The sequence below is a fragment of the Alterinioella sp. B-7 genome (assembly GCF_056857775.1).
Map to the genome: position 1 here is coordinate 420366 of NZ_JBSXNT010000039.1, position 25978 is coordinate 446343.

Annotated in this window: 24 protein-coding genes and 1 tRNA gene; 13 read left to right on the top strand and 12 right to left on the bottom strand. The window is 63.6% G+C overall.

Going from position 1 to position 25978, the window contains the following annotated elements; all coding sequences use genetic code 11:
- Positions 1-21 precede the first annotated feature (21 nt).
- Both AC13C7_RS17030 and AC13C7_RS17035 read left to right on the top strand, forming a co-directional pair.
- The gene (locus AC13C7_RS17030) at positions 22-2283 is read left to right on the top strand and encodes an NADP-dependent malic enzyme (RefSeq protein ID WP_474888307.1); all 2262 of its coding nucleotides are present in this window, start codon (positions 22-24) and stop codon (positions 2281-2283) included.
- A gap of 177 nt (positions 2284-2460) precedes the next feature.
- Positions 2461-3348: a cation diffusion facilitator family transporter gene (locus tag AC13C7_RS17035; protein ID WP_482868177.1), complete on the top strand. Its 888-nt coding sequence runs from the start codon at positions 2461-2463 to the stop codon at positions 3346-3348.
- 214 nt (positions 3349-3562) lie between these two features.
- On the opposite strand, the gene dnaJ is transcribed toward AC13C7_RS17035, so the two are convergent.
- Both dnaJ and dnaK read right to left on the bottom strand, forming a co-directional pair.
- Positions 3563-4717: a molecular chaperone DnaJ gene (gene dnaJ / locus AC13C7_RS17040; protein WP_446121232.1), complete on the bottom strand. Its 1155-nt coding sequence runs from the start codon at positions 4715-4717 to the stop codon at positions 3563-3565.
- 79 nt (positions 4718-4796) lie between these two features.
- On the bottom strand, positions 4797-6716 hold the full coding sequence (gene dnaK / locus AC13C7_RS17045) for a molecular chaperone DnaK (RefSeq protein ID WP_172318308.1): 1920 nt from the start codon (positions 6714-6716) through the stop codon (positions 4797-4799).
- A 191-nt stretch (positions 6717-6907) separates the two neighbouring features.
- On the opposite strand from dnaK, the gene AC13C7_RS17050 reads away from it, so the two are divergent.
- The gene (locus AC13C7_RS17050) at positions 6908-7513 is read left to right on the top strand and encodes an alpha-ketoglutarate-dependent dioxygenase AlkB family protein (RefSeq protein ID WP_482868178.1); all 606 of its coding nucleotides are present in this window, start codon (positions 6908-6910) and stop codon (positions 7511-7513) included.
- Positions 7514-7565: 52 nt separating this feature from the next.
- Here the strand turns inward: AC13C7_RS17050 and AC13C7_RS17055 are convergent, their stop codons facing one another.
- Both AC13C7_RS17055 and AC13C7_RS17060 read right to left on the bottom strand, forming a co-directional pair.
- Complete coding sequence (locus AC13C7_RS17055) at positions 7566-8183, bottom strand: SH3 domain-containing protein (protein WP_482868179.1); 618 nt, start codon at positions 8181-8183, stop codon at positions 7566-7568.
- Complete coding sequence (locus tag AC13C7_RS17060) at positions 8180-9004, bottom strand: ABC transporter permease (protein ID WP_446121237.1); 825 nt, start codon at positions 9002-9004, stop codon at positions 8180-8182. The genes AC13C7_RS17055 and AC13C7_RS17060 overlap by 4 nt, the downstream gene beginning before the upstream one ends.
- Positions 9005-9134: 130 nt before the next feature.
- On the opposite strand from AC13C7_RS17060, the gene cysQ reads away from it, so the two are divergent.
- From cysQ to AC13C7_RS17100, 8 genes are all read left to right on the top strand, one after another.
- Entirely contained in the window at positions 9135-9932 is a 798-nt protein-coding gene (gene cysQ / locus AC13C7_RS17065) for a 3'(2'),5'-bisphosphate nucleotidase CysQ (RefSeq protein ID WP_172318300.1), read from the top strand.
- 1 nt (position 9933) lies between these two features.
- Entirely contained in the window at positions 9934-10731 is a 798-nt protein-coding gene (locus tag AC13C7_RS17070; RefSeq protein WP_172318298.1) for a 3-deoxy-manno-octulosonate cytidylyltransferase, read from the top strand.
- Entirely contained in the window at positions 10728-11927 is a 1200-nt protein-coding gene (locus tag AC13C7_RS17075; protein ID WP_482868180.1) for a glycosyltransferase family 2 protein, read from the top strand. Before AC13C7_RS17070 ends, AC13C7_RS17075 begins: the two co-directional genes overlap by 4 nt.
- A gap of 139 nt (positions 11928-12066) precedes the next feature.
- Positions 12067-12957, top strand: a complete 891-nt coding sequence (gene galU / locus AC13C7_RS17080; protein WP_172318294.1) for a UTP--glucose-1-phosphate uridylyltransferase GalU — start codon at positions 12067-12069, stop codon at positions 12955-12957.
- Between the two features lie 4 nt (positions 12958-12961).
- The gene (locus AC13C7_RS17085; protein WP_482868181.1) at positions 12962-14170 is read left to right on the top strand and encodes a glycosyltransferase family 4 protein; all 1209 of its coding nucleotides are present in this window, start codon (positions 12962-12964) and stop codon (positions 14168-14170) included.
- A 7-nt stretch (positions 14171-14177) separates the two neighbouring features.
- Complete coding sequence (locus AC13C7_RS17090) at positions 14178-15188, top strand: glycosyltransferase family 2 protein (protein ID WP_446121248.1); 1011 nt, start codon at positions 14178-14180, stop codon at positions 15186-15188.
- Positions 15185-16882, top strand: a complete 1698-nt coding sequence (locus AC13C7_RS17095) for a DUF5927 domain-containing protein (RefSeq protein WP_446121250.1) — start codon at positions 15185-15187, stop codon at positions 16880-16882. The genes AC13C7_RS17090 and AC13C7_RS17095 overlap by 4 nt, the downstream gene beginning before the upstream one ends.
- Positions 16883-16885: 3 nt before the next feature.
- Entirely contained in the window at positions 16886-18319 is a 1434-nt protein-coding gene (locus AC13C7_RS17100; protein ID WP_482868182.1) for a nodulation protein NodH, read from the top strand.
- Position 18320: 1 nt separating this feature from the next.
- On the opposite strand, the gene AC13C7_RS17105 is transcribed toward AC13C7_RS17100, so the two are convergent.
- From AC13C7_RS17105 to AC13C7_RS17135, 7 genes are all read right to left on the bottom strand, one after another.
- Positions 18321-18785: a PTS sugar transporter subunit IIA gene (locus AC13C7_RS17105; RefSeq protein WP_482868183.1), complete on the bottom strand. Its 465-nt coding sequence runs from the start codon at positions 18783-18785 to the stop codon at positions 18321-18323.
- Between the two features lie 59 nt (positions 18786-18844).
- Positions 18845-19411 carry a ribosome hibernation-promoting factor, HPF/YfiA family gene (gene hpf, locus AC13C7_RS17110; protein WP_446121256.1) on the bottom strand — a complete coding sequence of 189 codons (567 nt, stop codon included), beginning with the start codon at positions 19409-19411 and terminating at the stop codon, positions 18845-18847.
- 229 nt (positions 19412-19640) lie between these two features.
- Positions 19641-20402 carry an LPS export ABC transporter ATP-binding protein gene (gene lptB, locus AC13C7_RS17115; RefSeq protein ID WP_172318280.1) on the bottom strand — a complete coding sequence of 254 codons (762 nt, stop codon included), beginning with the start codon at positions 20400-20402 and terminating at the stop codon, positions 19641-19643.
- A 4-nt stretch (positions 20403-20406) separates the two neighbouring features.
- The gene (lptA, locus tag AC13C7_RS17120; protein WP_482868184.1) at positions 20407-20892 is read right to left on the bottom strand and encodes a lipopolysaccharide transport periplasmic protein LptA; all 486 of its coding nucleotides are present in this window, start codon (positions 20890-20892) and stop codon (positions 20407-20409) included.
- 10 nt (positions 20893-20902) lie between these two features.
- Positions 20903-21499 (bottom strand): LPS export ABC transporter periplasmic protein LptC, encoded by a 597-nt coding sequence (locus AC13C7_RS17125; protein ID WP_482868185.1) that lies wholly within the window; start codon positions 21497-21499, stop codon positions 20903-20905.
- A gap of 4 nt (positions 21500-21503) precedes the next feature.
- Positions 21504-22115, bottom strand: a complete 612-nt coding sequence (locus tag AC13C7_RS17130; RefSeq protein WP_172318274.1) for a ribonuclease D — start codon at positions 22113-22115, stop codon at positions 21504-21506.
- Between the two features lie 38 nt (positions 22116-22153).
- Positions 22154-22240, bottom strand: a tRNA-Leu gene (locus AC13C7_RS17135).
- Between the two features lie 153 nt (positions 22241-22393).
- Between AC13C7_RS17135 and AC13C7_RS17140 the strand changes: the two genes are divergently transcribed.
- Positions 22394-23386, top strand: a complete 993-nt coding sequence (locus AC13C7_RS17140; protein WP_172318272.1) for a complex I NDUFA9 subunit family protein — start codon at positions 22394-22396, stop codon at positions 23384-23386.
- On the opposite strand, the gene AC13C7_RS17145 is transcribed toward AC13C7_RS17140, so the two are convergent.
- Positions 23377-24180 (bottom strand): undecaprenyl-diphosphate phosphatase, encoded by an 804-nt coding sequence (locus tag AC13C7_RS17145; RefSeq protein WP_172318270.1) that lies wholly within the window; start codon positions 24178-24180, stop codon positions 23377-23379. The genes AC13C7_RS17140 and AC13C7_RS17145 overlap by 10 nt on opposite strands.
- 230 nt (positions 24181-24410) lie before the next feature.
- Here AC13C7_RS17145 and AC13C7_RS17150 point away from each other — a divergent pair, with 230 nt between their 5' ends.
- Entirely contained in the window at positions 24411-25844 is a 1434-nt protein-coding gene (locus AC13C7_RS17150) for an NAD(P)-dependent oxidoreductase (RefSeq protein WP_482868186.1), read from the top strand.
- Positions 25845-25978 lie beyond the last annotated feature (134 nt).

Genomic DNA, 25978 nt, shown 5'->3' on the forward strand with positions numbered 1-25978 from the left:
GAAAAAGGATGCACCGGACCCATGGCGACAAAGTCGAAAATCACCCGCGAAGAGGCGCTGTCCTATCACTTGGAGCCGCGCCCCGGCAAGATCGACATCCAGGCCTCGGTGCCGATGACGACGCAGCGCGACCTGAGCCTGGCCTATTCCCCTGGTGTGGCGGTGCCGTGCGAGGCCATCGCCGAGAACCCGGAATGTGCCTATGACTACACCTCCAAGGGCAACATGGTCGCCGTGATCTCGAACGGGACCGCGGTTCTGGGCCTTGGCAACCTGGGCGCGCTGGCTTCCAAGCCGGTGATGGAGGGCAAGGCGGTCTTGTTCAAGCGCTTCGCCGACGTGAACTCCATCGACATCGAGCTGGACACCGAAGACCCGGAGGCCTTCATAAACGCGGTGCGCCTGATGGGGCCGAGCTTTGGCGGCATCAACCTTGAGGATATCAAGGCCCCCGAATGCTTCATCATCGAGCAGACGCTCAAGGAACAGATGGACATCCCCGTCTTTCACGACGACCAGCACGGCACGGCGGTGATTTGCGCCGCCGGTCTGATCAACGCGCTGCATCTCAGCGGCAAGAGGATCGAGGAGGTGAAGATCGTCCTCAATGGGGCAGGTGCCGCCGGGATCGCCTGCCTGGAGTTGCTGAAGGCGATGGGTGCGCGGCACGACAATTGCATCATGTGCGACACCAAGGGCGTCATCTACCAGGGCCGCACCGAGGGCATGAACCAGTGGAAATCGGCCCATGCCGTCAAGACCGAGGCGCGCAGCCTGGAAGAGGCGATGGTGGGGTGTGACGTGTTCCTGGGCGTTTCCGCCAAGGGCGCGGTGACGCAGGAGATGGTGAAATCCATGGCCGACAACCCGGTCATCTTCGCCATGGCCAACCCGGACCCCGAGATCACACCCGAAGAGGCGCATGAGGTCCGCGCCGACGCCATCGTGGCAACGGGCCGCAGCGATTACCCCAACCAGGTCAACAACGTGCTTGGTTTTCCCTATCTCTTCCGCGGCGCGCTGGACATCCATGCCCGCGCCATCAATGACGAGATGAAGATCGCCTGCGCCGAGGCGCTGGCCGAACTTGCGCGCGCCGATGTGCCCGACGAGGTCGCGGTGGCCTATGGCCGCAAGCTGACCTTCGGGCGCGACTACATCATCCCCACGCCCTTCGACCCAAGGCTGATCTACACGATCCCGCCCGCCGTGGCGAAGGCGGGGATGGATACCGGCGTTGCGCGGCGGCCCATCGTGGATATGGACGGGTATGCACATTCCCTGCAGGCCCGGATGGACCCGACCGCCTCGATCCTCAGCGGCATGTATTCCCGTGCCCGCAAGGCGCAGGCGCGGATGATCTTTGCCGAGGGCGACGATATCCGCGTGCTGCGCGCCGCCGTCGCCTATCAGCGCAATGGCATGGGCAATGCCGTCGTCGTGGGGCGCGAAGCGCAGGTGCGCGAGATGCTGGAGACGGTGGGCCTTGGCGATGCCGCGCGCGAGTTGGAGATCGTGAACGCAGCCAACACGCGGCATCTGGAAAGCTACAAGTCGTTCCTCTACCAGCGCCTGCAACGCAAGGGGTTCGACAGCCAGGACATCCACCGGCTGGCCGCGCGCGACCGGCATGTCTTTGCCTCGCTGATGCTGGCGCATGGGCATGGGGATGGGTTGGTGACGGGGGCGACGCGGAAATCGGCGCATGCTCTGGGGTTGATCGGACATGTCTTCGACGCCAAGGCCGAGGATGGCGCGGTGGGTGTGACGGCGCTGTTTCACAAGGGGCGGATCGTGTTGATCTGCGACACGCTGGTGCATGAATGGCCGAGCGCCGAGGATATGGCGCTGATCGCGCGGCGCGGGGCCGCCGTGGCGCGGGGCCTTGGAATCGAGCCGCGCGTGGCCTTTGTCAGCTTCTCGACCTTCGGTTATCCGGTGTCCGAGCGGGCCGAGAAGATGCACCAGGCACCTGCCGTTCTGGACCGAATTGGCGTTGATTTTGAATATGATGGCGAGATGACGGTGGATGTGGCGCTGAACCAGAAAGTCTTGGACAATTACCCGTTCAGCCGCCTCACCGGCCCCGCCAATGTGCTGGTGGTCCCGGCGCGGCATTCGGCCTCGATCTCGGTGAAACTGATGCAGGAGATGGCGGGCGCGACGGTGATCGGGCCGATCCTGACGGGTCTGGATCACCCGGTGCAGATCTGCTCGAACGTCTCCACCGCGAATGACATTTTGAACATGGCGGTGATGGCGGCGTGTGAGATCGGGCGGTAAAAGGGGACGAAAACGGGCGTACACCCCCTGTACACCCCCCGATGCGCCCCCCGTACAGACGGGTCGGCGCCAGAGCCCGGAAATGACGTAGCCCCCGGCGCTGAATCCAAGCCCCTTACATTGTGTTCCTGCTGCTTGGTCTGATTGGTGTGCGATGCGGAAAAGAGGACCGACAAGGTGACCACTATCAAGCTGGCGATTTGCAGCATTTTCGTAGGCTTTGTCGTCCTGGGCGTAAAGGCGCTTGCGTATTGGATGACCGGTTCGGTCGCGCTGTTGTCAGACGCGCTTGAAAGCACGGTCAATGTCGCAACGGCCTTCGCCGCCCTCATTGCCATTCAGGTCGCGGCCAAACCCGCCGATGCCAATCATCCTTACGGGCATAACAAGGCGGAATTCTTCAGTGCGGTCCTTGAAGGTGTGATGATTATCGTCGCCGCGCTGCTGATCTTGCGAGAAGCCTACCACGGCTTCATGGAGCCGATCAGGCTTGATGCGCCGATTGAGGGGCTTCTTGTGAATCTCGGGGCGACCGTCATCAACGGTGTTTGGGCATGGGTTCTGATCTCTCGTGGACGGAAACGACAATCTCCGGCGTTGGTGGCCGATGGAAAACACCTGGTAACGGATGTTCTTACCTCAGTCGGCGTGGCCGTGGGCGTTCTTCTTGCGGTTGCGACGGGGTGGTGGATCCTTGATCCGGCGCTGGCCGTCCTGGTGGCCGTCAACATCCTTTGGTCGGGCTCGAAGATCATCAAGGAATCCTTGAGCGGCCTGATGGATGAAGCCGTGTCAGAGAAAACGCTGAGCAGTATCAGAGAGATCATCGCGGCGGAGGCGGATGGGGCGATGGAGGCTCACGACCTTCGGACACGCCATGCAGGGTCCGTGATCTTCATAGATTTCCACCTCATCGTGCCCGGAGAGACGACCGTGTTCCGCGCACATGAAATCTGTGATCGGATCGAGAATGGCTTGAGGGATGCGTTGGCGGATGCGCGGATTACAATTCATGTCGAACCGGAGCACAAATCGAAGCAATCCGGGATCATCGTCCTTGATTGAGGGATGTTCCTGGCCGCGATGCCAAATATAGTGTGCCGGGCCAAGCAGATTGTGGTGAACGGGCGTCGAAAGACCGCTCTGCAGCGCCAACCGGATGTGCCAAACCAAGATGCCCCCGCAGAAAACCTGCGGGGGCGTTTTGCAAAAGCGGTCCAACACATTCGGCAAAGGGCTGGCGCGACAACCTTTCGCGCACCCCGCCTGGCGCGGGCGGTCAGTCCTTGATCGAATCCCAGAAGCTCTTGACCTTGTCGAAGAAGCTGCTGGCATTGGGGTTGTTCGAGCCCGAGGACGCCTCGTCGAACTCGCGCATCAGCTCCTTCTGGCGGGAGGTCAGCTTGACCGGGGTTTCGACCGCCAGCTCGATATACATGTCGCCCTGACCGGGGCCGCGCAGCGCGGGCATCCCCTTGGAGCGCAGGCGCATCTGGCGGCCCGATTGCGAGCCTTCGGGCACCTTCACCCGGCTGCGGCCGCCGTCGATCGTGGGCACCTCGATCTCGCCGCCCAAGGCGGCCTTGACCATCGAGACCGGCACCCGGCAGAAGAGGTCCAGCCCGTCACGCTTGAAGATGTCGTGTTCGGCCACGTCGATGAAGATGTAGAGGTCGCCCGGCGGGCCGCCGCGCAGACCGGCCTCACCCTCGCCCGAGAGGCGGATACGGGTGCCGGTCTCGACGCCTGCGGGGATATTGACCGAGAGCGCCTTTTCCTTCTGCACCCGGCCCGCGCCGCCGCAGGCCTTGCACGGGTTCTTGACGATCTGACCGGCGCCGGAACAGGTCGGGCAGGTGCGTTCGACGGTGAAGAAGCCCTGCTGCGCGCGGACCTTGCCCATGCCGGAGCAGGTCGGGCAGCTTTGCGGTTCCGCGCCGCCCTCGGCGCCGGATCCGTTACATTCCTCGCAGGTGGCCGAAGCCGGGACGGTGATGGATTTGTGCAGGCCCGTATAGGCATCTTCCAGCGAGATGCGCAGGTTGTAGCGCAGGTCCGAGCCGCGCGCGGCGCGTCGGCCTCCGCCGGGGCCGCGTTGACCGCCCATGAAATCGCCGAACAGATCCTCGAACACGTCCGAGAAGGCGCTGGCGAAATCGCCCTGGCCGCCATGGCCGCCGCCCGCGCGCGGGCCACCGCCCATGCCGCCATCAAAGGCCGCGTGGCCGTAGCGGTCATAGGCCGCCTTCTTGTTGGCGTCCTTCAGAACCTCGTAGGCTTCGTTGGCTTCCTTGAACTGCGCCTCGGCCTCCGGGTTGTCGGAGTTGCGGTCGGGGTGCAGTTCCTTGGCCTTCTTGCGATAGCCTTTCTTGATCTCCTCGGCGGACGCGCCTTTCGAGACTCCGAGCACATCGTAGAAATCGCGTTTTGCCATGTTAATTCAGTTCCCCTCTGAAACGCATCGACCGGCCAGGGGATCCCGGGCCGGTCTCAACGTGGGTCAGGTCACGCGCTTACGACCGGCGGTCGTCGTCGCCCAGATCCTCGAAATCCGCATCGACGATGTCGTCATCGACACTGGACGGCCCGTCGGAGCCTTCCGGCGCCTCTTCGCCCTCGGCCTCGGCCTGTGCCTTGTAGATCGCTTCACCCAGTTTCATGGCCGCTTCGGTCACGTTCTGGATGCCGCCCTTGATCTTGCCGGCGTCCTCGGATTCCATGTTCTCCTCAAGCGCCTTGATCGCCAGTTCGATGGCTTCCACCGTGGTCGGATCGACCTTGTCGGAATGTTCCTCCAGCGATTTCTGGGTCGAGTGGATCAGGCTCTCGGCCTGGTTCCGGGCTTCGACCAGCTCACGGCGGCCCTTGTCGGCCTCGGCGTTTTCCTCGGCGTCGCGCACCATTTGCTCGATGTCTTCATCGCTGAGACCGCCCGAGGCCTGGATCGTGATGTTCTGTTCCTTGCCGGTGCCCTTGTCCTTGGCACTGACCGACACGATGCCGTTGGCGTCGATGTCGAAGGTCACCTCGATCTGCGGCAGGCCGCGCGGGGCGGGGGGGATATCCTCAAGGTTGAACTGGCCGAGCATCTTGTTGTCGGCGGCCATCTCACGCTCACCCTGGAAGACCCGGATCGTCACCGCGTTCTGGTTGTCTTCGGCGGTCGAGAAGATCTGGCTCTTCTTGGTCGGGATGGTGGTGTTGCGGTCGATGAGGCGAGTGAAGACACCGCCGAGCGTCTCGATACCCAGAGACAGCGGCGTCACGTCCAGAAGGACCACGTCCTTGACGTCGCCTTGCAGAACACCGGCCTGGATCGCCGCGCCAAGCGCCACGACCTCATCGGGGTTCACGCCCTTGTTGGGTTCCTTGCCGAAGAAGCTGGTCACCTCCTCGATCACCTTGGGCATCCGGGTCATGCCGCCGACCAGCACGACCTCATCAATGTCGGACTTGGACAGGCCCGCATCCTTGAGCGCCGCCTGGCAGGGTTTCATCGACTTCTTGATCAGGTCGGAAACCAGGCTTTCCAGCTTGGCACGGGTCAGTTTCTGCACCATGTGCAGCGGCTGGCCGCCCTTGGGGTCCATCGAGATGAACGGCTGGTTGATCTCGGTCTGCGTGGCCGAGGACAGTTCGATCTTGGCTTTCTCAGCGGCCTCTTTCAGGCGCTGCAGGGCCATCTTGTCCTTGGTCAGGTCGACGCCGTTTTCCTTTTTGAACTCATCGGCCAGGTAGTTGACGATGCGCATGTCAAAGTCTTCGCCACCCAGGAAGGTGTCGCCATTGGTCGATTTCACTTCGAAAAGGCCATCGTCGATTTCGAGGATGGTCACGTCGAAGGTGCCGCCGCCGAGGTCATAGACGGCGATGGTCTTGGTCTCTTTCTTGTCGAGGCCATAGGCGAGGGCCGCCGCGGTCGGCTCGTTGATGATACGCAGGACTTCCAGGCCCGCGATCTTGCCGGCATCCTTGGTGGCCTGACGCTGGGCGTCGTTGAAATAGGCGGGCACGGTGATGACGGCCTGGGTGACTTCCTCACCCAGATAGCTTTCGGCGGTTTCCTTCATCTTGCCCAAGATCAGGGCCGAGACCTGGCTGGGCGAATATTTCTCGCCGCGCACTTCGACCCAGGCGTCGCCATTGCCGCCATCGACGATGGCGTAGGGCACCAGTTTGCGGTCCTTCTCGACCGCGGCATCGGACATGCGGCGCCCGATCAGGCGCTTGACGGCGAAGATGGTGTTGTCGGGGTTGGTGACCGCCTGCCGTTTGGCGGACTGGCCGACCAGACGCTCATCATCGGTGTAGCCGACGATCGAGGGCGTGGTGCGGGCGCCTTCGGCATTTTCGATCACACGCGGGCGTGCGCCGTCCATGATGGCGACGCAGGAGTTGGTTGTTCCGAGGTCGATACCAATGACTTTGGCCATGTTTTCAGATCCCTTCTTCAAGGCGATGTTGCAGAGGGCAGGTCCGGTTGCGGCCCCCGGCCCCCTTTTAGGTAAAGGCCGGGGCTGCCCCGACCGCGCTTCGCAGGGTATATAAGTGGGGGCCTGCGCCGCTGCAACAGGGGGATGGGCGGAAGGTTTACGATTCTGCAACAGGGGGCGGAGAAACCACGATGCAGGTGCTGAATACGCGGGGGTTCCTGATTTACAAGGAATTTCTTGGGGCGGAAGCGCAGGGCGCGTTGCTGGAGGATATCCGGGGCGTGGTCCGGGCCGCGCCGCTGATGGTGCCGGTGACGCCGCGCGGGCGGGAAATGTCGGTGCGCATGACCTCGGCCGGACGGGTCGGATGGGTCACGGACCGGCGCGGCTATCGCTATGAGGATCGGCATCCGTCGGGCATGGACTGGCCCGCGATCCCGGAACGTGTGTTGGAGATATGGCGCGCCCTATCGGGTGTGGAGCGGCTGCCGGATAGCTGCCTGATCAACTTCTACGGCGACGGCGCGCGGATGGGGATGCACCAGGACAAGGACGAGGGGGATTTCTCAATGCCCGTGGTCTCGGTCTCGCTTGGGGACGCGGCGCTGTTCCGCATGGGCAGTGAGGCGCGCGGCGGCAAGACCGAGTCTCTCTGGCTCAGCTCGGGCGATGTCGTGGTGATGGGCGGTGCGGCGCGGCTCCACCATCACGGTGTGGACCGGATCAGGTTCGGATCCTCGCCGCTCCTGCCCAAGGGCGGGCGGATCAATCTGACGCTGCGGGTGGTGGACTGTTGATACGCGATGTCCGAGAAGCTCAAAACCGGTTCCCACTTTTGAGCGACATGCCTTAACGCGCCAGCGAACAACAACCGTCCAGAAGCACGGTCTGGCCGCCGCTGCGGCGCAGGAATTGGGCGACGATGCCGTAATCCCGGTCGCTCATCCCGTCCGAGCAGATGCCCCGGCGGATGAAGGCGGTCATCGTCGCGGTGCCGCTGTCCAGGTCCAGCGCGAACATCGACGGGCCCCGGCCCGAGGCGCTGCCGGACCACCGTTCGGCATGGGGCTGGTTCTGAACCTCGAAATCGCTCCAGCTGCCGCCGCCGACCTGGCGGTCATAGCTCCAGAATGGCTCGGTCCCCGAGCAATAGAGCGGTGCGGGCAGGCCCTGGTCCCAGGACGGGCCGGTGCGGGTCAGGTAGCGCATCGAGGACCAGCCCGACATCTCGCCCATCGAGACACGGCCCCAACGGCGATCCTCGGTGGTGCCGATAACCTCGACCCCGGTGGCATTGCGCGCGAGCGTGCCGATGATCTGATGGTTGACGCCCGGCCCGGCGCGCACGTTCAGGATGTCGCCGGGGCGCACGTCGGTGACGTTGAAAAGGGCTGGGTAGTCCTGCACCTGGGCCGAGGCCATGGTGCCAAAGATCACGAAGAACAGGGAAAGAAGTAGCTTTTTCATCTATGTGCCATCCAACTAGCCGAGGCGCGCTTGCGCGTGTAAAAATCCCCCATCAGGCCCAATAATAGGAAGGCCAGGGTAATATAGATCGGGTACTGCCAATTCGTATAATGTGGGAAATAGTTGTTGAATGCAAATCCGCGCGACTGGTCGATCAGGTGAAACAGCGGGTTCCAGTCGAACCAGGGGATCATGAAACCCGGCAGGCTGTTGGCGACGAACATCTTGCCCGAGGCGATCATGTTGGCGCGGGTATAGAGCGTCTGGATCAGCGAGATGGCATCCGGAATCCAGGGTTTCAGCGACAGAAGCACCAGACCGATGGCACAGCCCGAGGCCCATCCCAGAAGATACATCATGCCGACCCCGGCCCAATCGTGAATCTCGATCGGGTTGAGGATCGTGTGAATGCCGAACATGATCACGATAAGCGACAGCGTCTGGATATAGAGCGCCGCGAGGGCCGAGGACGCGATTGCCACCAGCGTGTTCATGGGCGCGTGCTGCATCATCGCCGATGTCGGCCCCTCGGCCCCCAGGACGGCCCCGAGTGCCTTGATATGCGTCAGGTAGAGGAAGATCCCCGTCAGCAGGTAAATCATGAAATCGCCGCGGATCATCATGCCGCGCGTGCCCAGGACGGTGAACATGAAATAGAAGGCGAACACGAAAAGCAGCGCCTGCATGATGCTCATGAACAGGGCCATCAGCGCGTTGCCATGCGTTTCACGCACCTTGCGCACGGTGGAATGGTAGGTCAGTTCGCACAGGTTCAGGATGATCCCGAAGGTCGTGCGCCGTGTGTCTTGACGAAATTGCATCTTTAACCTGCTTGCCTGACCGATCTTCGCGGCCCCTGTCTTTGTCGCAGGGAATTCTTGCTCAATCGTTGGTAGGAGACGATAAACGCAAAACCCGGATTTTTCAATCGACGCTATGGAAAGGCACTTGATGGATTTCGACAAGATGGAAACCGTGTTCCGCACCCTCGCATTGCAGGCGGGCGCGCGGATCATGGAGATTTACGACGCCGACGATTTCGAGGTGAAGGCGAAGTCCGATGACAGCCCGGTGACCGAGGCCGACGAGGCTGCCGATGCGCTGATCTCCGCCGGGTTGCGGGCGGCGTTTCCGGAGGTGACGCTGGTGACCGAGGAACAGGCGGCGAGCCATTCCGAGACGGCGGCCAGTTTCCTCATCGTCGATCCGCTGGACGGCACCAAGGAGTTCATCAAGCGGCGCGGCGATTTCACGGTGAACATCGCCTATGTGGTCGACGGCGTTCCGGTGCGTGGCGTGGTCTATGCGCCAGCAAAAGCGCGGCTTTTCTACACCGATGCCGAGGGGCGCTCGGTCGAGGAGGCGGGGCCGTTCAGCGAGGGGGAAAAAGGCTCTGTCAAAGGGATGTCAGTGTCTGACCCGGACAATTCCGCCCTGCTGGTGGTGGCGTCGAAATCGCACCGGGACGCGGCGACCGATGCCTATATCGGGAAATATGAGACAGCCGACATGAAAAGCGCGGGATCGTCCCTGAAGTTCTGCCTGGTCGCGACCGGCGAGGCCGACATCTACCCGAGGCTCGGCCGCACGATGGAATGGGACACGGCGGCAGGCGATGCGGTCTTGCGCGGCGCGGGCGGGCAGATGGTCCGGTTCGAGGATCACGCGCCCTTTACCTATGGCAAGCCGGGCTATGAGAACCCGTTCTTCATCGCCTATGCACCCGGCGTCGATCTGAAAGGCGCGTGACATGACGACCGTCTGCATCATCCCCGCGCGCTATGCCTCGATGCGCTATCCCGGCAAGCCGCTGGCCGAGTTGCGCGGCGCCACGGGGCAGGCGCGCAGCCTGATCGAGCGCAGCTGGCGCGCGGCGCGAAATGTTGCGGGGATCGACGCGGTCTATGTCGCCACCGATGACGCACGGATCAGGGCGGCGGCGGAGGGGTTCGGGGCGCGGGTGCTGATGACTTCGGAAGCGTGCCGCAACGGCACCGAACGCTGCGCCGAGGCGCTCGGGCAGCTTTCGGGTGTCGACATGGTGGTGAACCTGCAAGGCGATGCGCCGCTGACGCCCGCCTGGTTCCTGGAAGACCTGATCGCGGGTCTGCGCAAGGCCCCCGATGCGGCGCTGGCCACGCCGGTCCTGCGCTGCGACGGCGAGACCCATGCCGCGCTGGTTGCCGACCGTCAGGCGGGCCGCGTCGGGGGCACCACGGCGGTGTTCGATGCCGATCACCACGGGCTCTATTTCTCCAAGGAGGTCATTCCCTATACCGGCCAGACCTACGCCCCCGAGGCCGAAACGCCGGTATTTCACCATGTCGGGGTCTATGCCTACCGGCCCGATGCACTCCTGGCCTATCCGACCTGGCCCGTGGGCAGGCTGGAGGTTCTGGAGGGGCTGGAGCAATTGCGGTTCCTGGAGGCCGGGCACAAGGTGCTCTGCGTCGAAGTCGAGGCGCGGGGGCGCAAGTTCTGGGAGTTGAACAACCCCGAGGACGTGCCCCGGATCGAGGCGATGCTGGCCGAGATGGGGGAGCCTTGAGCGAGAGCCCCACCGTCAGCGTCGTCATCGTCAGCCACGGGCGGCCCGAGTTGCTGCGCCGCGCGGCGATCGGGGTCAGCCAGCTGTTCCATCGCCCGTTCGAACTGGTCGTGGTGGCCGATCAGGCCGGGCTGGTGGCGATCTCGGACCTGCCTTTCGCGCAATGGATCAAGACCGGGCATCAGGCCGAGGCGAATATCTCCGCCGCGCGCAACCAGGCGGCGGGTCTGGCGGCGGGCGAGATCCTGGCCTTCATCGACGATGACGCGGTGCCGGAGCCGACATGGCTGGACCATCTGACCGCGCCTTTCGCCGATCCGGAGGTCATGGCCACGACCGGGACCGTGCTTGGCCGCAACGGAATATCCGTGCAGTGGGGCCAGCGGAGCGTCGATGCCGAGGGCGTGGCGCATCCGCTGAATGGGCCGCTGCCCGAGGGGCAAGCGGTCAAGCTGGAAGGCACCAATATGGCGATCCGGCGGCAGGCGCTGCAAACGCTCGGCGGGTTCGATCCCGGTTTCACGTTTTTCCTGGATGAAACCGATCTGGCCTGGCGGTTGCACAAGGCCGGGATGCGGGCGGGTTTCGCGCCGCTCGCCACGGTCCATCACGGCTATGCCGAAAGCCTTCGCCGCAATGCGGGCCGCATCCCGCGCAGCCTGTTCCAGATCGGGGCGAGCAGCGTGATCTACCTGCGCAAGCACAGCGACCGGATGGACCAGCGGCTGACCGAGATCTTGCAGGAGCAATCGGAACGGGTGCAGCGCTTTGTGCGCAGCGGACAGATCGACGTCGAGGAAATGCGCCGCCTGCTGGACGATCTGCGCGCCGGGATGGAGGCGGGCCGCAGCGCCGAGATGGTCCCGCCGCAGGACTTGGCCCCGCCGCCCGATTTCGTCCCGCTGGTGGGCGGCGAAGCGCCCGAACCCTTGGTGCTATCGGGCCGATGGTTCCAGCGCCGCAGACTTATGGAAACGGCACGGCAGGCTGCCGCCGAGGGACGCTCCTCCAGTGTCTTTCTGCTGGCCCCGACCGTGCGCGCGCATCGCGTGAGGTTCACGCGCTCGGGGGTCTGGCTGCAATCCGGCGGCCTCTTCGGTCCCTCCCTGCGCGACCAGCCCCGGTTTCGCCCCTGGGGCTTTGCTGCACGTATCGCGGCAGAAGAGGCACGGCTGCACGGAATTCGCTGGCCATGAATGGACATTCGGGGCCATATTCCGGCAAAAGACACAGAAATGGCCATATCTGGCGCAAGAACTGTCAAGGTTTTCGGGCAGCGTCGGAACATGGGGCACGAACCCCAGGCATTGGTCGCGCAGTAAGTTGGGATAGGTAATGAAGAAAGTCACCAAGGCGATTTTTCCAGTGGCAGGTTTGGGAACGCGGTTTCTGCCCGCGACCAAGTCGATCCCCAAGGAAATCATGACCCTGGTCGACCGGCCCCTGATCCAATACGCCATCGACGAGGCGCGCGCGGCGGGCATCAAGGAATTCATCTTTGTCACCGCTCGCGGAAAAAGTGCGCTGGAAGACTATTTCGATGTCGCGCCCGAGCTTGAGCATTCGCTGCGCAAGAAGGGCAAGCTGGACATTCTTGAGACGCTCAAGACCACCAATATGGATTCGGGCGAAATCGCCTATATGCGGCAGAACAAGGCGCTTGGCCTCGGCCACGCGGTCTGGTGCGCGCGCAGGCTTCTGGGCAATGAATCCTTCGCCGTGATCCTGCCCGATGACGTCATCGCCGCCGACAAGCCCTGTCTGCAACAGATGATGGAGGCCCATGCCGAGCTTGGCGGCAACATGGTCGCGGCGATGGAAGTGCCGCCCGAGAAGGCCTCGGCCTATGGGGTGCTGGACGTCAAGGAAGACATGGGGTCCGTCGTGTCGGTCAAGGGCATGGTCGAGAAACCGGCGGTCGAGGACGCGCCGTCGAACCTGGCCGTGATCGGGCGCTACATCCTGACGCCTGACGTCATGCGCAACCTCAACCGCGCCAAGGCGGGCAGCGGCGGCGAAGTGCAACTGACCGACGCCATCGCGCAGGAGATCGGGCGCGCGGACAATGTCTATGGTTTCCGGTTCCGGGGCCAGCGCTACGATTGCGGGTCAAAGGCCGGGTTCCTGCAGGCGACCGTCGCCTTCGGCCTTGCGCGTGAGGATCTGCGCGATGAGTTCTCACAATTCCTCGACGGTGTCACCTCCATGAAAAACGCAGCCCAGTGACCTGATGGCAGGGGCGGCGCTGTGCCTTGATCTGACGCGGCTTCTGTCCCGCGTCGGGCTTGGGCCGCTGACCGGTGTGGACCGGGTCGAACGGGCCTATGCGGATTGGGTGCTGGCGGTAGACCCCGACCCAAGGTTCCTGGTGCGCACCTCGCGCGGATACCTGATTTGCGGGGCAGACGGCGCGCGGGCCTTCTTGCAGGCGCTGGACGCGGGCGGACCGTGGGGAAAGCCCGATTTCCTGTCGCGCCTGACCGGGAAAGCCGCCAATCCGCGCCACGCGGGTGAGGCGCTGTTGCGCCGTCACGCGCTGGCCCGGTGCCTGCCGGGGGGGTTGCTGCCGCGCCTGTCGGATCACCTGCGCGAGGATACGGTCTATCTGAATACCGGCCACAGCAACCTGAGCGAGCATACGCTGGCCGCCGTCCAGGCGCTGCCCGATCTGCGTGCGGCCGTGTTCATCCACGACATCATCCCGCTGGAGCATCCCGAATATTCCAGCCCCGGGTTTCCCGCGCATTTCGCGCAGATGCTGACCCAGGTGATGACGCGCGCCGATCTGATCCTGTGCAATTCGCAAGACACGGCAGAACGGCTGCGCGGCCGGTTCGTGGATGCGCCCCCCGTCTTGCCCGCGCATCTGGGGGTGCCCGCGCCCGCAAGGCCCGAGCCGCTGGCGTTCGACAAAGATGTGCCGCGCTTCGTCGCGCTTGGCACCATCGAGCCGCGCAAGAACCATGCGCTGCTGCTGGATGTCTGGGAGAAGCTGCCCGAGGCGACCCGCCCGCATCTGCATATCGTCGGGCGGCGGGGATGGGCGGATGCGGCGCTGCTTGACCGGCTGGACAGTCATCCGCTGCGCAACATCGCGATATTCGAGCATGAGGGGCTGAGCGACGGGCAGGTCAGGACGCTGCTGACCGGGGCGCATGGGCTGCTTTTTCCGACCCATGCCGAGGGCTTTGGCTTGCCCGCGGTCGAGGCCGCGCAGCTTGGAACCCTGCCGATTTGCGCCGATCTGCCGGTTTTGCGAGAGATTCTGGGCGACTACGCCGTTTACCTGGACCCGCTGAATGCGTATTCTTGGATGGAAACGATAAAGAAACGGTCAGCGGTTAGCCTTGCGGCGGAATCGGTGGCCGAATTTCGCGTGCCGACATGGGCAGAGCATTTCAGGACGGTCGAAGCGGCGCTTTGGCCGGGTAGGCAGTAGGTGAGGCATGAGGGCGGTCCAGCGATACAAGCTGCGCCTTGAGCGGAAGAGGTTCCTTGTCAGGGCCTGGCGGAAAGCGCGCGAGCTGATGCTTGTCGCCGACCGCACGGATGATATCCGCCCCTCGGACGTGCTGTGTTTTGTCACGCTGCGCAATGAACGCATCCGGCTGCCCTATTTCCTGACCTATTACCGCGACCGGGGCGTGTCGCATTTCATCATCGTCGATAATGACAGCACCGATGGCACCCGCGAATACCTGGCCGCGCAGGGCGATTGTTCGGTCTGGATGAGCCAGGGCAGCTACAAGCGGTCGCGGTTCGGCATGGATTGGCTGAACGCGCTGATGCGGCAATACGCACATGGCCATTGGTGCGTCGTGGTCGATCCGGATGAGTTCCTGATCTACCCGTTTTGCGACACGCGGCCCATTCCGGCGCTGACCGACTGGCTGGACTCCTCCTCGATCAAGTCCTTTGGCGCCATGCTGCTGGACATGTATCCCAAGGGGCCGATCACCGCGCAGCCCTATAATGAGGGGCAGAACCCGTTCGACATCGCCTGTTGGTTCGACAGCGGCAATTACATGATCGAGCGCAACTGGAATTACGGCAACCTGTGGATCCAGGGGGGGCCACGGGCGCGGCTGTTCTTCGACCAGAACCCCGAACGCGCGCCGGCGCTGAACAAGATACCGCTGGTGAAATGGAACAAGGGCTATGCCTTTGCCAGTTCGACCCACATGCTGCTGCCGCGCGGGTTGAACCTGGTCTTCGACGAATGGGGCGGTGAGAAAGCGTCGGGGGTGCTGATGCACGCCAAGTTCCTCGACACCTTCACGACGAAGGCGCGGGAGGAGCTTCAGCGCAAGCAGCACTATGCCAACAGCCATGAATACAAGGCCTATCATTCCGGCCTGAACGAGGATCCGAACCTGTGGTGCAAATGGTCGGAACGCTACATCAACTGGCGCCAGCTTGAGATCCTGGGCCTCATGTCCAAGGGAAACTGGGCATGAGCGTCGGGTTTGTCATGATGTGTCACACCGCGCTGGACCGGGCCGCGCAGGTGGCGCGTCATTGGGCCGAACGGGATTGCCCGGTGGTGATCCATGTCGACAAGCGGGTGGCCAAGGCGTCCTTCGACGGGCTGCGCGAGGCCGTGAAAGACCTGCACAACATCCGCTTTTGCGGGCGGCACAAATGCGAATGGGGCACCTGGTCGCTGGTGGCCGCATCGCAATCGGGCTCCGAGATGATGCTGCGGGAATTTCCCGAGGTCCGGCATGTGTTCCTGTCCAGCGGCTCGTGCCTGCCGCTGCGCCCGGTGGAGGAGCTGCGCGCCTACCTCGCCGCGCGCCCGCGCACCGATTTCATCGAAAGTGTCACCACCGAGGATGTGGAATGGACCGTTGACGGGCTGCATTCCGAACGCTTCCAGCTGCGGTTTCCGTTCTCGTGGAAACGGCACCGGTATCTCTTTGACCGCTACGTCGAGTTCCAGCGCAACATCGGCTTCAGGCGCAAGATGCCGGACAAGCTGGTGCCGCATCTGGGTAGCCAATGGTGGTGCCTGACGCGGCAGACCCTGTCGGCGATCCTGCAAGACCCGTCGCGCAAGATCTATGACCGCTATTTCAAACTGGTCTGGATCCCCGACGAAAGCTATTACCAGACGCTGGTGCGCAAATACTCGACCCGGATCGAAAGCCGGTCGCTGACGCTGTCCAAGTTCGATTTCCAGGGCAAGCCGCATGTCTTCTACGACGATCACCTGCATCTTCTGCGCCGGTCCGACTGTTTCGTCGCGCGCAAGATCTGGTCGAAGGCGGATCGTCTCTATGACACGTTCCTGACCGACCAGGATCGCGGCACCGTCATGGCCGAACCCGCGCCGGGCAAGATCGACCGGGTTTTCGCCAAGGCGCTGGAACGCCGGACCCGGGGCCGCGCCGGCATGTATATGCACAGCCGGTTCCCCAATCCGAACTGGGAAAACGGCAAGACCTGCGCGCCCTATTCGGTGTTCCAGGGCTTCAACGACCTGTTTGAAAACTTCGAGCCCTGGCTGTCGCGCCGCTTGGGCACGCGGGTGCATGGCAACCTCTTCGACCGGACCCGCGCCCGGTTCGCGGGCGATGGTGACGTCTATTCCGGCTGTCTGTCGGCCAGCGCGGCCTTGCGCGACTACAACCCCGAACGATTCCTGACCAGCCTGATCTGGAACACGCGCGGCGAACGGCAGGTGTTCCAGTTTTCCCCCCGCGACAAGCAGCGCATCGCGTGGTTCATGGCCGAGGATGGCAATGCGCAGATCTCGGTCATCACCGGGGCCTGGGCGGTGCCGCTGTTCAATGCCAACAAGGATTTCCTGACCATCCGCAAGCAGGCCGCGCATCTGCAAAAACAGGAGGTCGATTTCATAGATATCCTGCGCCGGGTGCAGACCCGCGCCGAGGTGCGGATATGGTCGCTGGCCGAGTTCATCGAGGAACCGATGGAACATCTGCAATCCATCCTCGATTCGATGGGCGGCCCCGCCGTCGGCCGCCTGACCGAGGCGCCGCGCATGGTCGACCTGACCGGGTTCGGGCAATTCCTGCAAAACCTGAAGAACCAGGGCATGAACCCGCATATGATGGGCGATTTCCCCGTCGAACTGGGCGGGGCGCAGCCGAAACAGGACGGCTCGCGTCCATATCTGGTGAGGTAGGACATGGACCGCAAATTCGACGCTTTCGTGATCTTCGCGGAAATGCGGACGGGCTCGAACTATCTTGAGGCAACGCTGAATGACCTGCCCGATCTGGATTGCCTGGGCGAGGTCTATAACCCCACCTTCATGGGGCACCATAACAGGTTCGAGATGCACGGCATCGACATGGACCGGCGCGAGAAGAAGCCGCTGGACCTGCTGGAGGCCATCATCGACAACGCCGAGGAAGGGGTGACGCCGGGGTTCCGCTTCTTCCACGATCATGACGTGCGCGTGCTGGACCGCATCCTGCCCGACCCGGCCATCGCCAAGGTAATCCTGACCCGCAACCCGCTGGACAGTTACGTGAGCCGCCGGATTGCCTCGGAGACCGGGCAATGGCGGCTGACCGACATGAAACACGCCCGCAGCGCCAAGATCGAGTTTCGCCAGTGGGAGTTCGAAAACATGCTGACCGACCTGCAGGAATTTCAGGTCAGGTTGCAGCGCGGGCTTCAGACCACCGGGCAGACCGCGTTCTACATCCGTTACGATGACATCAACGATGTCGAGGTGATCAACGGGCTGGCGCGGTTCCTGGGGTCGGAGCATGAGCTGGACGGCACCAATTCCAAGCTCAAGAAGCAGAACCCGAGCGATCTGAGCGAGAAGGTCGAAAACTACGACCACATGGTGCGGATGCTGTCCAAGCTGGACCGGTTCGAGCTGGACAAGACTCCGAATTTCGAGCCGCCCCGCCATGCCGGGGTGCCGAATTTCTGCGCGACGCCCGAGGCGGGGTTGCTCTTCATGCCGATCAAGGGCGCGGCGGTGGAGCCGGTCAAGTCATGGATGGCGGCGCTGGAGGGAATCGCGACGGGCGACCTGTTGGGCGCGATGAACCAGAAGGACCTGCGCCAATGGATGCGCAAGCATCCGGGCTATCGCAGCTTCACCGTGCTGCGGCACCCGCTGGAGCGCGCCTATCACGTCTTCAACACCTGCATCCTGCCCAATGACCGGCCCGCCTTCAGCAATATCCGCCGGGTGCTGCGCAAGCGCTATGGCCTGCCGATCCCCGAAGAGGGGGTGATCAAGGGGTATTACGCCGACCAGCATCAGGAGGCGTTCATCGCCTTCCTGCATTTTCTCAAGGGCAACCTGGCGGGGCAGACAAGTGTGAAGGTGGAACCCGTCTTCGCCTCGCAAACCGCGATCCTTCAGGGCATGGCGGGCGTGACGCTTCCCGATCACCTGTTCCGCGAGGAAGACCTGATCGAGGGGTTGCCGCGGCTGGCCAGGGGGCAGACCGGCAAGGAGGTGGAGTTTGATATGCCCGTCGATGACGGGCCATTCCCGCTGTCCGAGATCAACAATTACGAGACCGAGGCGCTGATCGGCGAGATCTATCGCAAGGATTTCGTCAATTTCGGCTTTGCCCCTTGGGAGGGGTGAGTCACGCCGCCTGCGACGTGCGCGCCTCGGTCAGCAGGGCATGGATGGCGTGCGGATCGGTGGTGGCACGCAGTTTCTGACACAGGGCCGGATCGCGCAGGGTGCGCGAGACCAGCGCCAGCGCCTTGAGGTGTTGCGTCCCGGCCTCTTCCGGTGCGAAGAGGGCGAAGACCAGATCGACGGGCTGCTTGTCGACGGATTCGAACTCGACCGGGTGATCGAGCTTCACGAACACACCCTGAACGCCCTCCAGCCCCTCCAGCCGTGCATGCGGCAGGGCGACGCCATGGCCGAAGCCAGTGGGTCCGAGCGTCTCGCGATCCAGAAGGGCGGCGCAGATCTCGGTCGTGCTGTGGCCGGTGACGTCACGCGCCAGGTCTGCCACTGTCTGCATCAGGCGCTTCTTGCTGGTGATGTCCGACACGAGCTTGACAGCCTGCGGGCGCAGTATCGTTGAAAGTTGCATATGGTGTCCCTGTTGGCGGGGCCGGCCCCAATCCGGCCCCGATCTCTGGTTCTATCCGGTCAGCGCGGGTCGATCCAGCCGACATTGCCGTCGTCGCGCCGATAGACCACGTTCACCCCGTCATGGCCCTCGCGGCGGAAGACCAGGACCGGCGCGCCGGCGATCTCCATCTGCATCACGGCCTCGCCGACGGAGAGCGAGGGGATCTTAGCCTCCATCTCGGCGACGATGATGGGTTGCAGCGAATCGGGCTCGTCCGCGTCGCTGTCTTCGGTCCCGGCCAGGATGTAGGACGAGGCGATCATGTGTTCAATGGGCTGCGCCCGGTCGCGGTGATGGTCCTTGAGGCGGCGCTTGTAACGGCGGAGCTGCTTTTCCATCTTCTCGCAGCATTGATCGAACGAGGAATAGATCTCGTGGCTCTTGGCCTTGGCCGAGGCGGTCATGCCGGTGGACAGATGCACAATCGCCTCGCAGGCGTATTCGCTGCCGCTGCGCGAGAAAATGATCGACGCATCGGTCGGGCGCTCGGCATATTTGCTGACGGCGGACCCGAGCCCGTCCTTCACATGAGTCTGAAGAGCATCTCCGATGTCGATCTGCTTGCCGCTAATCTGGTAACGCATTCGGCCTCCAATTTATTTGGGCAGTCCCGCGGGGCAATCCCGCGGTCCGCGTGTCAGTGCCTCGATGTCGGGAAGAAACCGGGAATGATCTTGCGCCTTTGGCGGCCCCCGAAAGGTCCGGTCTGAAGTGGCAATGGTCAGACGCGATTTTGAACATCACCTCCATTTGGCGACGAAACGGGGGGGACTGTCAATGCGGTCGAATGCCTGACGCCGCGAAACGATGTGTTCAGGTGATGCGGAAGGATTGGCCCAGGTAGACGCGGCGCACGTTCTCGTCCTGCACCACCTCTTCGGCGGTGCCGCTCATCAAGACGGTGCCGTCATGCAGGATATAGGCGCGGTCCACGATCTCCAGCGTCTCGCGCACGTTGTGATCGGTGATCAGCACGCCAAGCCCGCGCTTCTTGAGGTCCGAGACCAGGCCCCGAATTTCCGCCACCGCGATGGGATCGACGCCCGCGAAGGGTTCATCCAGCAGCAGGTAGCGCGGGTTCGAGGCCAGACAGCGGGCGATCTCGGCGCGGCGGCGTTCCCCGCCCGAAAGCGACAGGGCAGGGGCCGCGCGCAGATGGCTGATCGAGAAGTCGGACAGGAGTTCCTCAAGCCGCTCATGGCGCTGGTGGCGATGTTTCTCGGTGATCTCCAGGATGGCCATGATATTGGCCTCGACCGTCAGCCCGCGAAAGATCGACATTTCCTGCGGCAGGTAGCCGATTCCGGCCTTGGCGCGGCGATACATCGGAAAGCGGGTGACGTCCTGACCGTCCAGCATCACGGTGCCGCCCTCGGGCGTGACCAGACCGGCGATGGAATAGAAACAGGTGGTCTTGCCCGAGCCATTGGGCCCGAGCAGCGCCACCACCTCGCCCCGGTTCAGCGACAGGGTGACATCGCGGATCACTGGGCGGCGGCGATAGCTCTTGCGCAGGTTGGTGACATGCAGCCCTTGCTGCCCGTCGGCCATGACAAGATCGGGTTTGCCCTCCATCGGGTCATTCCGCCGGTTGCAGGACCGTGCGCACACGCCCCTCGACCGTGCCGTTGCCGGTGGTGAGGTCGATGGACAGGCGATCGCCGGCAATGGCGGTGCGGCCTTGCGTGACCAGGACATCCCCGATCAGCACCATCGCGCCCGAGCCCACGGAATACTCCGCCCGGTCGCCTTCGGCCGCGTCGTCGCCACGGGTCAGAAGGACGCCGCCGGTGGCCACGACCTCGTTGACCTGCTGCGCGCCGCCTTCTTCCGCATAGAACACCGAAACCTCGCCCGCCGCCATGCGCAGATCACCCTGGATGACGATGACATTGCCCGAGAAAATCGCGTTGCCCGTCGCCTGATCGACGCTGAGACTGTCCGACGTCACCTCGACCGGCTGGCTGGCATCATGCGCCACGCCGCCAAAGCCGATTGCCGTCTGGGCAAGGGCGGGAAGGGAAAACACCAGGATCGGAATGAGAGCGGCGACAATGATCCGCATGGAAACTCCATCAATTTTGAGGATCATATAGCATCCGAACCCCGCCGTTGAAAACGACAAGATTGTTGCCTTCCGTTCCCGTCACCCGCATCGAGCCCGCCTCCAGCGTCAGATCGGGTCCGGTGACCGAAACGGCACCGGGCGATTCGGCCATGAACTCGGTCAGGTTGAATTGCAGCATCTCGGTCGAGAGCCGATAGCCGGTCGAGGTGGTCAGCCCCACCGACCGGCTGAGATCGGCCATCTGCGCGGCCAGGTTGAAGAGGCCGGTTTCCGCCACGATGAGCAAGATCGCCTCGGCCGAGATGTCCACCCGCGCCTCGATATCGGTGGCGGCGATATGGTCGGGCTGGTCGGCCACCGGCGTGGCGCGGTCGGCGGTGAAGATCACCTCGCGCCCGTCGCTCAGCGTGCCGGCGAACCGGGGCCGGCCCAGGCTCTGCTCGCGCGCCAGCTCCTCGACATCGACATTGGCGAAGGGAATGGCGCGGTTGGGGTCGGGCGTGCGCGAGAACAGGAACAGCGTCGACAGAAGCGCCAGCGCCAGCAGCGGCAGGATGACCTTCACCCAGGCGACAAATCTCGAATAGGCGTTGGACGCGGCCATCGGTCTAATGCGCGAAGATGTCGATCTCGGGCCACCCGGCCAGATCGAGCCTGGCGCGCGTGGGCAGGAAATCGAAACAGGCCTGCGCCATGTCGCTGCGGCCCTCGCGCTCCAGCATCTCCTGGAAGATCTCGCGCAGGCGGTGCAGGTAGAGCACGTCGGAGGCGGCATAGGTTTTCTGCGCCTCGCTCAGCGTCTCCGCGCCCCAGTCCGAGCTTTGCTGCTGCTTGGAAATGTCGATGTTCAGCATCTCCTGGCAGAGGTTCTTCAGCCCGTGCCGGTCGGTATAGGTGCGCACCAGTTTCGACGCGATCTTGGTGCAGAAGACGGGCGCGGTGAGGGCCCCGAAGGCGTGATACATCACGGCAATGTCGAAGCGCCCGAAATGGAACAGCTTCAGCGTGTCGGGATCTTCCAGAAGGCGGGCAAGGTTGGGGGCCTCGGTCTGTCCCTTCGCCACCTGGATCAGATGCGCATTTCCGTCGCCATCCGACATCTGCACCAGGCACAGCCGGTCACGATGCGGGTTGAGGCCCATGGTCTCGCAATCAATCGCGACGATGGGGCCAAGCGTCAGGCCATCGGGCAGGTCGTTCTGGTAAAGATGGATGGTCACGTCGGGGTCTTCCTTCCTAGCGGCTGCCGGAGGAAGAGTGGTGCCCAGGAGAGGACTCGAACCTCCACATCCTTGCGAATACTAGCACCTGAAGCTAGCGCGTCTACCAATTCCGCCACCTGGGCAGGTGTCGTGAGGCCGCGATGTAGCCCCGCGCGCGATCCGTGTCAACGGGGCTTTCGTGAAAAATGCCGCGCCGGGGGCGAGACGAATTGCGCCTTGTCCGGCAGGCTCCGCGCGCGTATCACCATGGCCAGACAAGACCGGAGGATGAAGGCATGGCAAAACTGGTGACGATCTTTGGCGGATCGGGCTTTTTGGGCCGCTATATCGCCCGGCGGATGGCCAACCAGGGCTGGCGCGTGCGCGTCGCCGTACGCCGTCCGAACGAGGCGATCTTCGTGCGCACCTATGGCACGGTCGGCCAGGTTGTGCCGGTGCTGGCCAATATCCGTGACGATGCCTCGGTCGCCGCCGCGATCGGCGGGGCGGATGCGGTGATCAACTGTGTCGGCACCTTCGACATGAGCGGCCGCAACAATTTCGACGCCGTGCAGGTCGAGGGCGCGGGCCGCGTCGCGCGCCTGACGGCGGAGGCCGGGATCGACCGGCTGGTGCATATTTCCGCCATTGGCGCGGATGCGGAGTCCGACAGCGCCTATGCCCGCAGCAAGGCCGAGGGCGAGGCCGCGATCCTCGATCATATGCCGGGCGCGGTGATCCTGCGCCCCTCGGTCATGTTCGGGACCGAGGATGCGTTCTTCAACCGCTTCGCCCGGATGACCAAGTTCGGCCCGGTCCTGCCGCTGGTCGGCGGTCAGACGAGGTTCCAGCCGGTCTATGTCGATGACGTGGCCCATGCGGCCCAGATGGGTGTGACGGGCAAGGCCGCCCCCGGCATCTATGAGCTTGGCGGGCCGGATGTCGGCACGCTGCGCAGCTTCATCGAGCTGATGCTGCGCCTGATCCGCCGCCGCCGCCTGGTGATGAACATGCCGTTCTGGATGGGCTCGGTCATGGCCTGGGGTCTGAATGCCGCGCAGGTCATGACCGGTGGCCTCTTCCACAACTCGATCCTGACCCGCGACCAGGTGCGCCAGTTGCGCCAGGACAACGTGGTGTCCGAGGACGCGAAGGGGTTTGACGATCTGGGGCTTCAGCCCACGGATATGGAGGCGGTGCTGGATGATTACCTCTGGGTCTACCGCCCCGGCGGGCAGTATGCCGACATTCAGGCCAGCGCGCGCAACATGCGCAACACTCAGGTATAGGCGATCCCCAGCAGGACCAGCCCGAGGATCACCCGGTAGATCACATAAGGCGTGAAGCTGACGCTTTCCAGCAGCCGCATCATGACGCTCAGCGCGGCCAATGCGGCGGCGAAGGAAAAGATCGCGGCAATGGCCATGTCGCGGGCCAGCCCTGCATTTGCATCGCCGATCACCTCAGCCCCCAGCAGCACGCCCGAGGCGATGATCGTCGGAATCGACATCAGCATCGACAACCGCGCCGCGTCGCTGCGGGTGTAGCCAAGCATCCGTGCCCCGGTGATGGTGATGCCGGACCGCGACGTGCCGGGGATCAGCGCCACCGCCTGCCACAGACCCATGATCAGCGCATGGCGGAGCGTCCAGTGCCGCGCCGCCAACCTCTCCTGCCCGCGCTGGTCGGCCCAGTAGAGCACCAGACCGAAGATCAGCATGGTCCAGCCGATCACGGCGATCGAGCGCAGGGCATCGCTATAGCCCGTCAGGTTCAGCGCGAGGCCGAAGAGGATGACGGGGATGGTGCCGATGACCAGCCCAAGCGCAAGCCGCGCCTCGCGGCTGTCGGTGTCGCGCGCGGCAAGCCTGCGAAACCCGGTCAGCGCCATCCGCACATCCGAGCGGAAATACAGCACCACCGCGCCGAGCGTGCCGATATGCACGGCCACGTCGATCACCTGGCCCTGATCCTCCATTCCGGTCAGTTGGGGCAGCAGAATCAGGTGGCCCGACGAGGAAATCGGCAGGAATTCGGTGATCCCCTGGATGATCGCGACAAGAAGAAGGTGAAACAGGCTCATGTGGGGCTATCCTGGTTGGACAGATTCATGTCAGCGTAAGCTATTGATGTTACGTATATTTCTGTATGATAAGTCAACTATACTTACCTTTAATGAGACTCCGGACAGAAATTCGGTGTGGAAATCCACAGGAAATATGAATATAGGTCAGCATCACTGTCTTTTCACGAGAAATCGCACACTTTATAGGGTGGCTTTGGGTCTTATGCCGAAGTTTCGAGGGGCGCGCCATGGCTGAACAGAAGATGCTGAAATTCGTGACCGTGGGCAAGGACATGCCCGAAAAGCGCAGTGCGGATACGCGGCGGCAGGATTTTCACGAGATCTATGGCGAATACGCGCGCGAGAAGGCGGCCGAGCAGGCGGGCCGGTGCAGCCAGTGCGGCGTGCCCTATTGCCAGACCCATTGCCCGCTGCACAACAACATCCCCGACTGGCTGCGCCTGACCGCCGAGGGGCGCTTGCAGGAAGCCTATGAGCTGAGCCAGGCCACCAACACCTTCCCCGAGATCTGTGGCCGCATCTGCCCGCAGGATCGCCTCTGCGAAGGCAATTGCGTGATCGAGCAATCCGGCCACGGCACCGTCACCATCGGCGCGGTCGAGAAATACATCACCGATACCGCCTGGGAGGAAGGCTGGGTCAAGCCCATTGCCCCGCGCGAGGAGCGGCCCGAGAGCGTCGGCATCATCGGCGCGGGGCCGGGCGGGCTTGCCGCCGCCGACCGTCTGCGCGGTGCCGGACTCCAGGTCACCGTCTATGACCGCTACGACCGCGCGGGCGGGCTGATGACCTATGGCATCCCCGGTTTCAAGTTGGAGAAGGACGTCGTGATGCGCCGCAACGATCAGCTCGAACAGGGCGGCGTCGCCTTCCGGCTGAACTGCAATGTCGGCGAGGAGATCGGCTTTGCCGAGATCCGCGAAGCCCATGATTTCGTGGTCATCGCCACCGGCGTCTACAAATCCCGCGATTTGCCGGGGCCGGGTTCCGGGGCTGCTGGTCTTGTCCGGGCGATTGATTTTCTGACCGCGTCGAACCGCAAGAGCTTTGGCGATGACGTGCCCGAGTTCGACTCGGGCGAGCTCAATGCCGAGGGCAAGCGCGTCGTCGTGATCGGCGGCGGCGACACCGCGATGGACTGTGTGCGCACCGCCGTGCGGCAGGGCGCGACATCCGTGAAATGCCTCTATCGCCGCGACCGGGCCAACATGCCGGGGTCGCAGCGCGAGGTTGCGAATGCCGAGGAAGAGGGCGTGGAATTTGTCTGGCTGACCGCGCCCAACGGCTTTGCGGGCGACCCCGTGACCGGCACGATGGTGCAGCGGATGCGGTTGGGACAGCCCGATGTGACCGGCCGCCAGAGCCCCGAATTGATCGAAGGCGCGGATTATGTCGAGGAGGCCGACCTGGTCATCAAGGCGCTGGGGTTTGAACCGGAAGACCTGCCCGCCTTGTGGGACCAGCCGGAGCTGGAGGTCACCCGCTGGGGCACCGTCAAGACCAGTTTCCAGACCCATGAAACCAACCTGCCCGGTGTCTACGCGGTGGGCGATATCGCGCGCGGCGCGAGCCTTGTGGTCTGGGCGATCCGCGACGGGCGCGAGGCGGCGGATGCGATCCTGGAGCGGCTCGCCACATCCGCCTCGGTCGCGGCGGAATAGGGTTAACGGGGCGGATCGGGGCGAATTTCGGCCTGTCACCCCCCGTACACCCCCCGATGCACCCCCTGTGCAGACCGGGATGTGCTATGCGGGCAAAACGGGAAACCGGAGATTTGTTAATGGTCAAGGAGGCT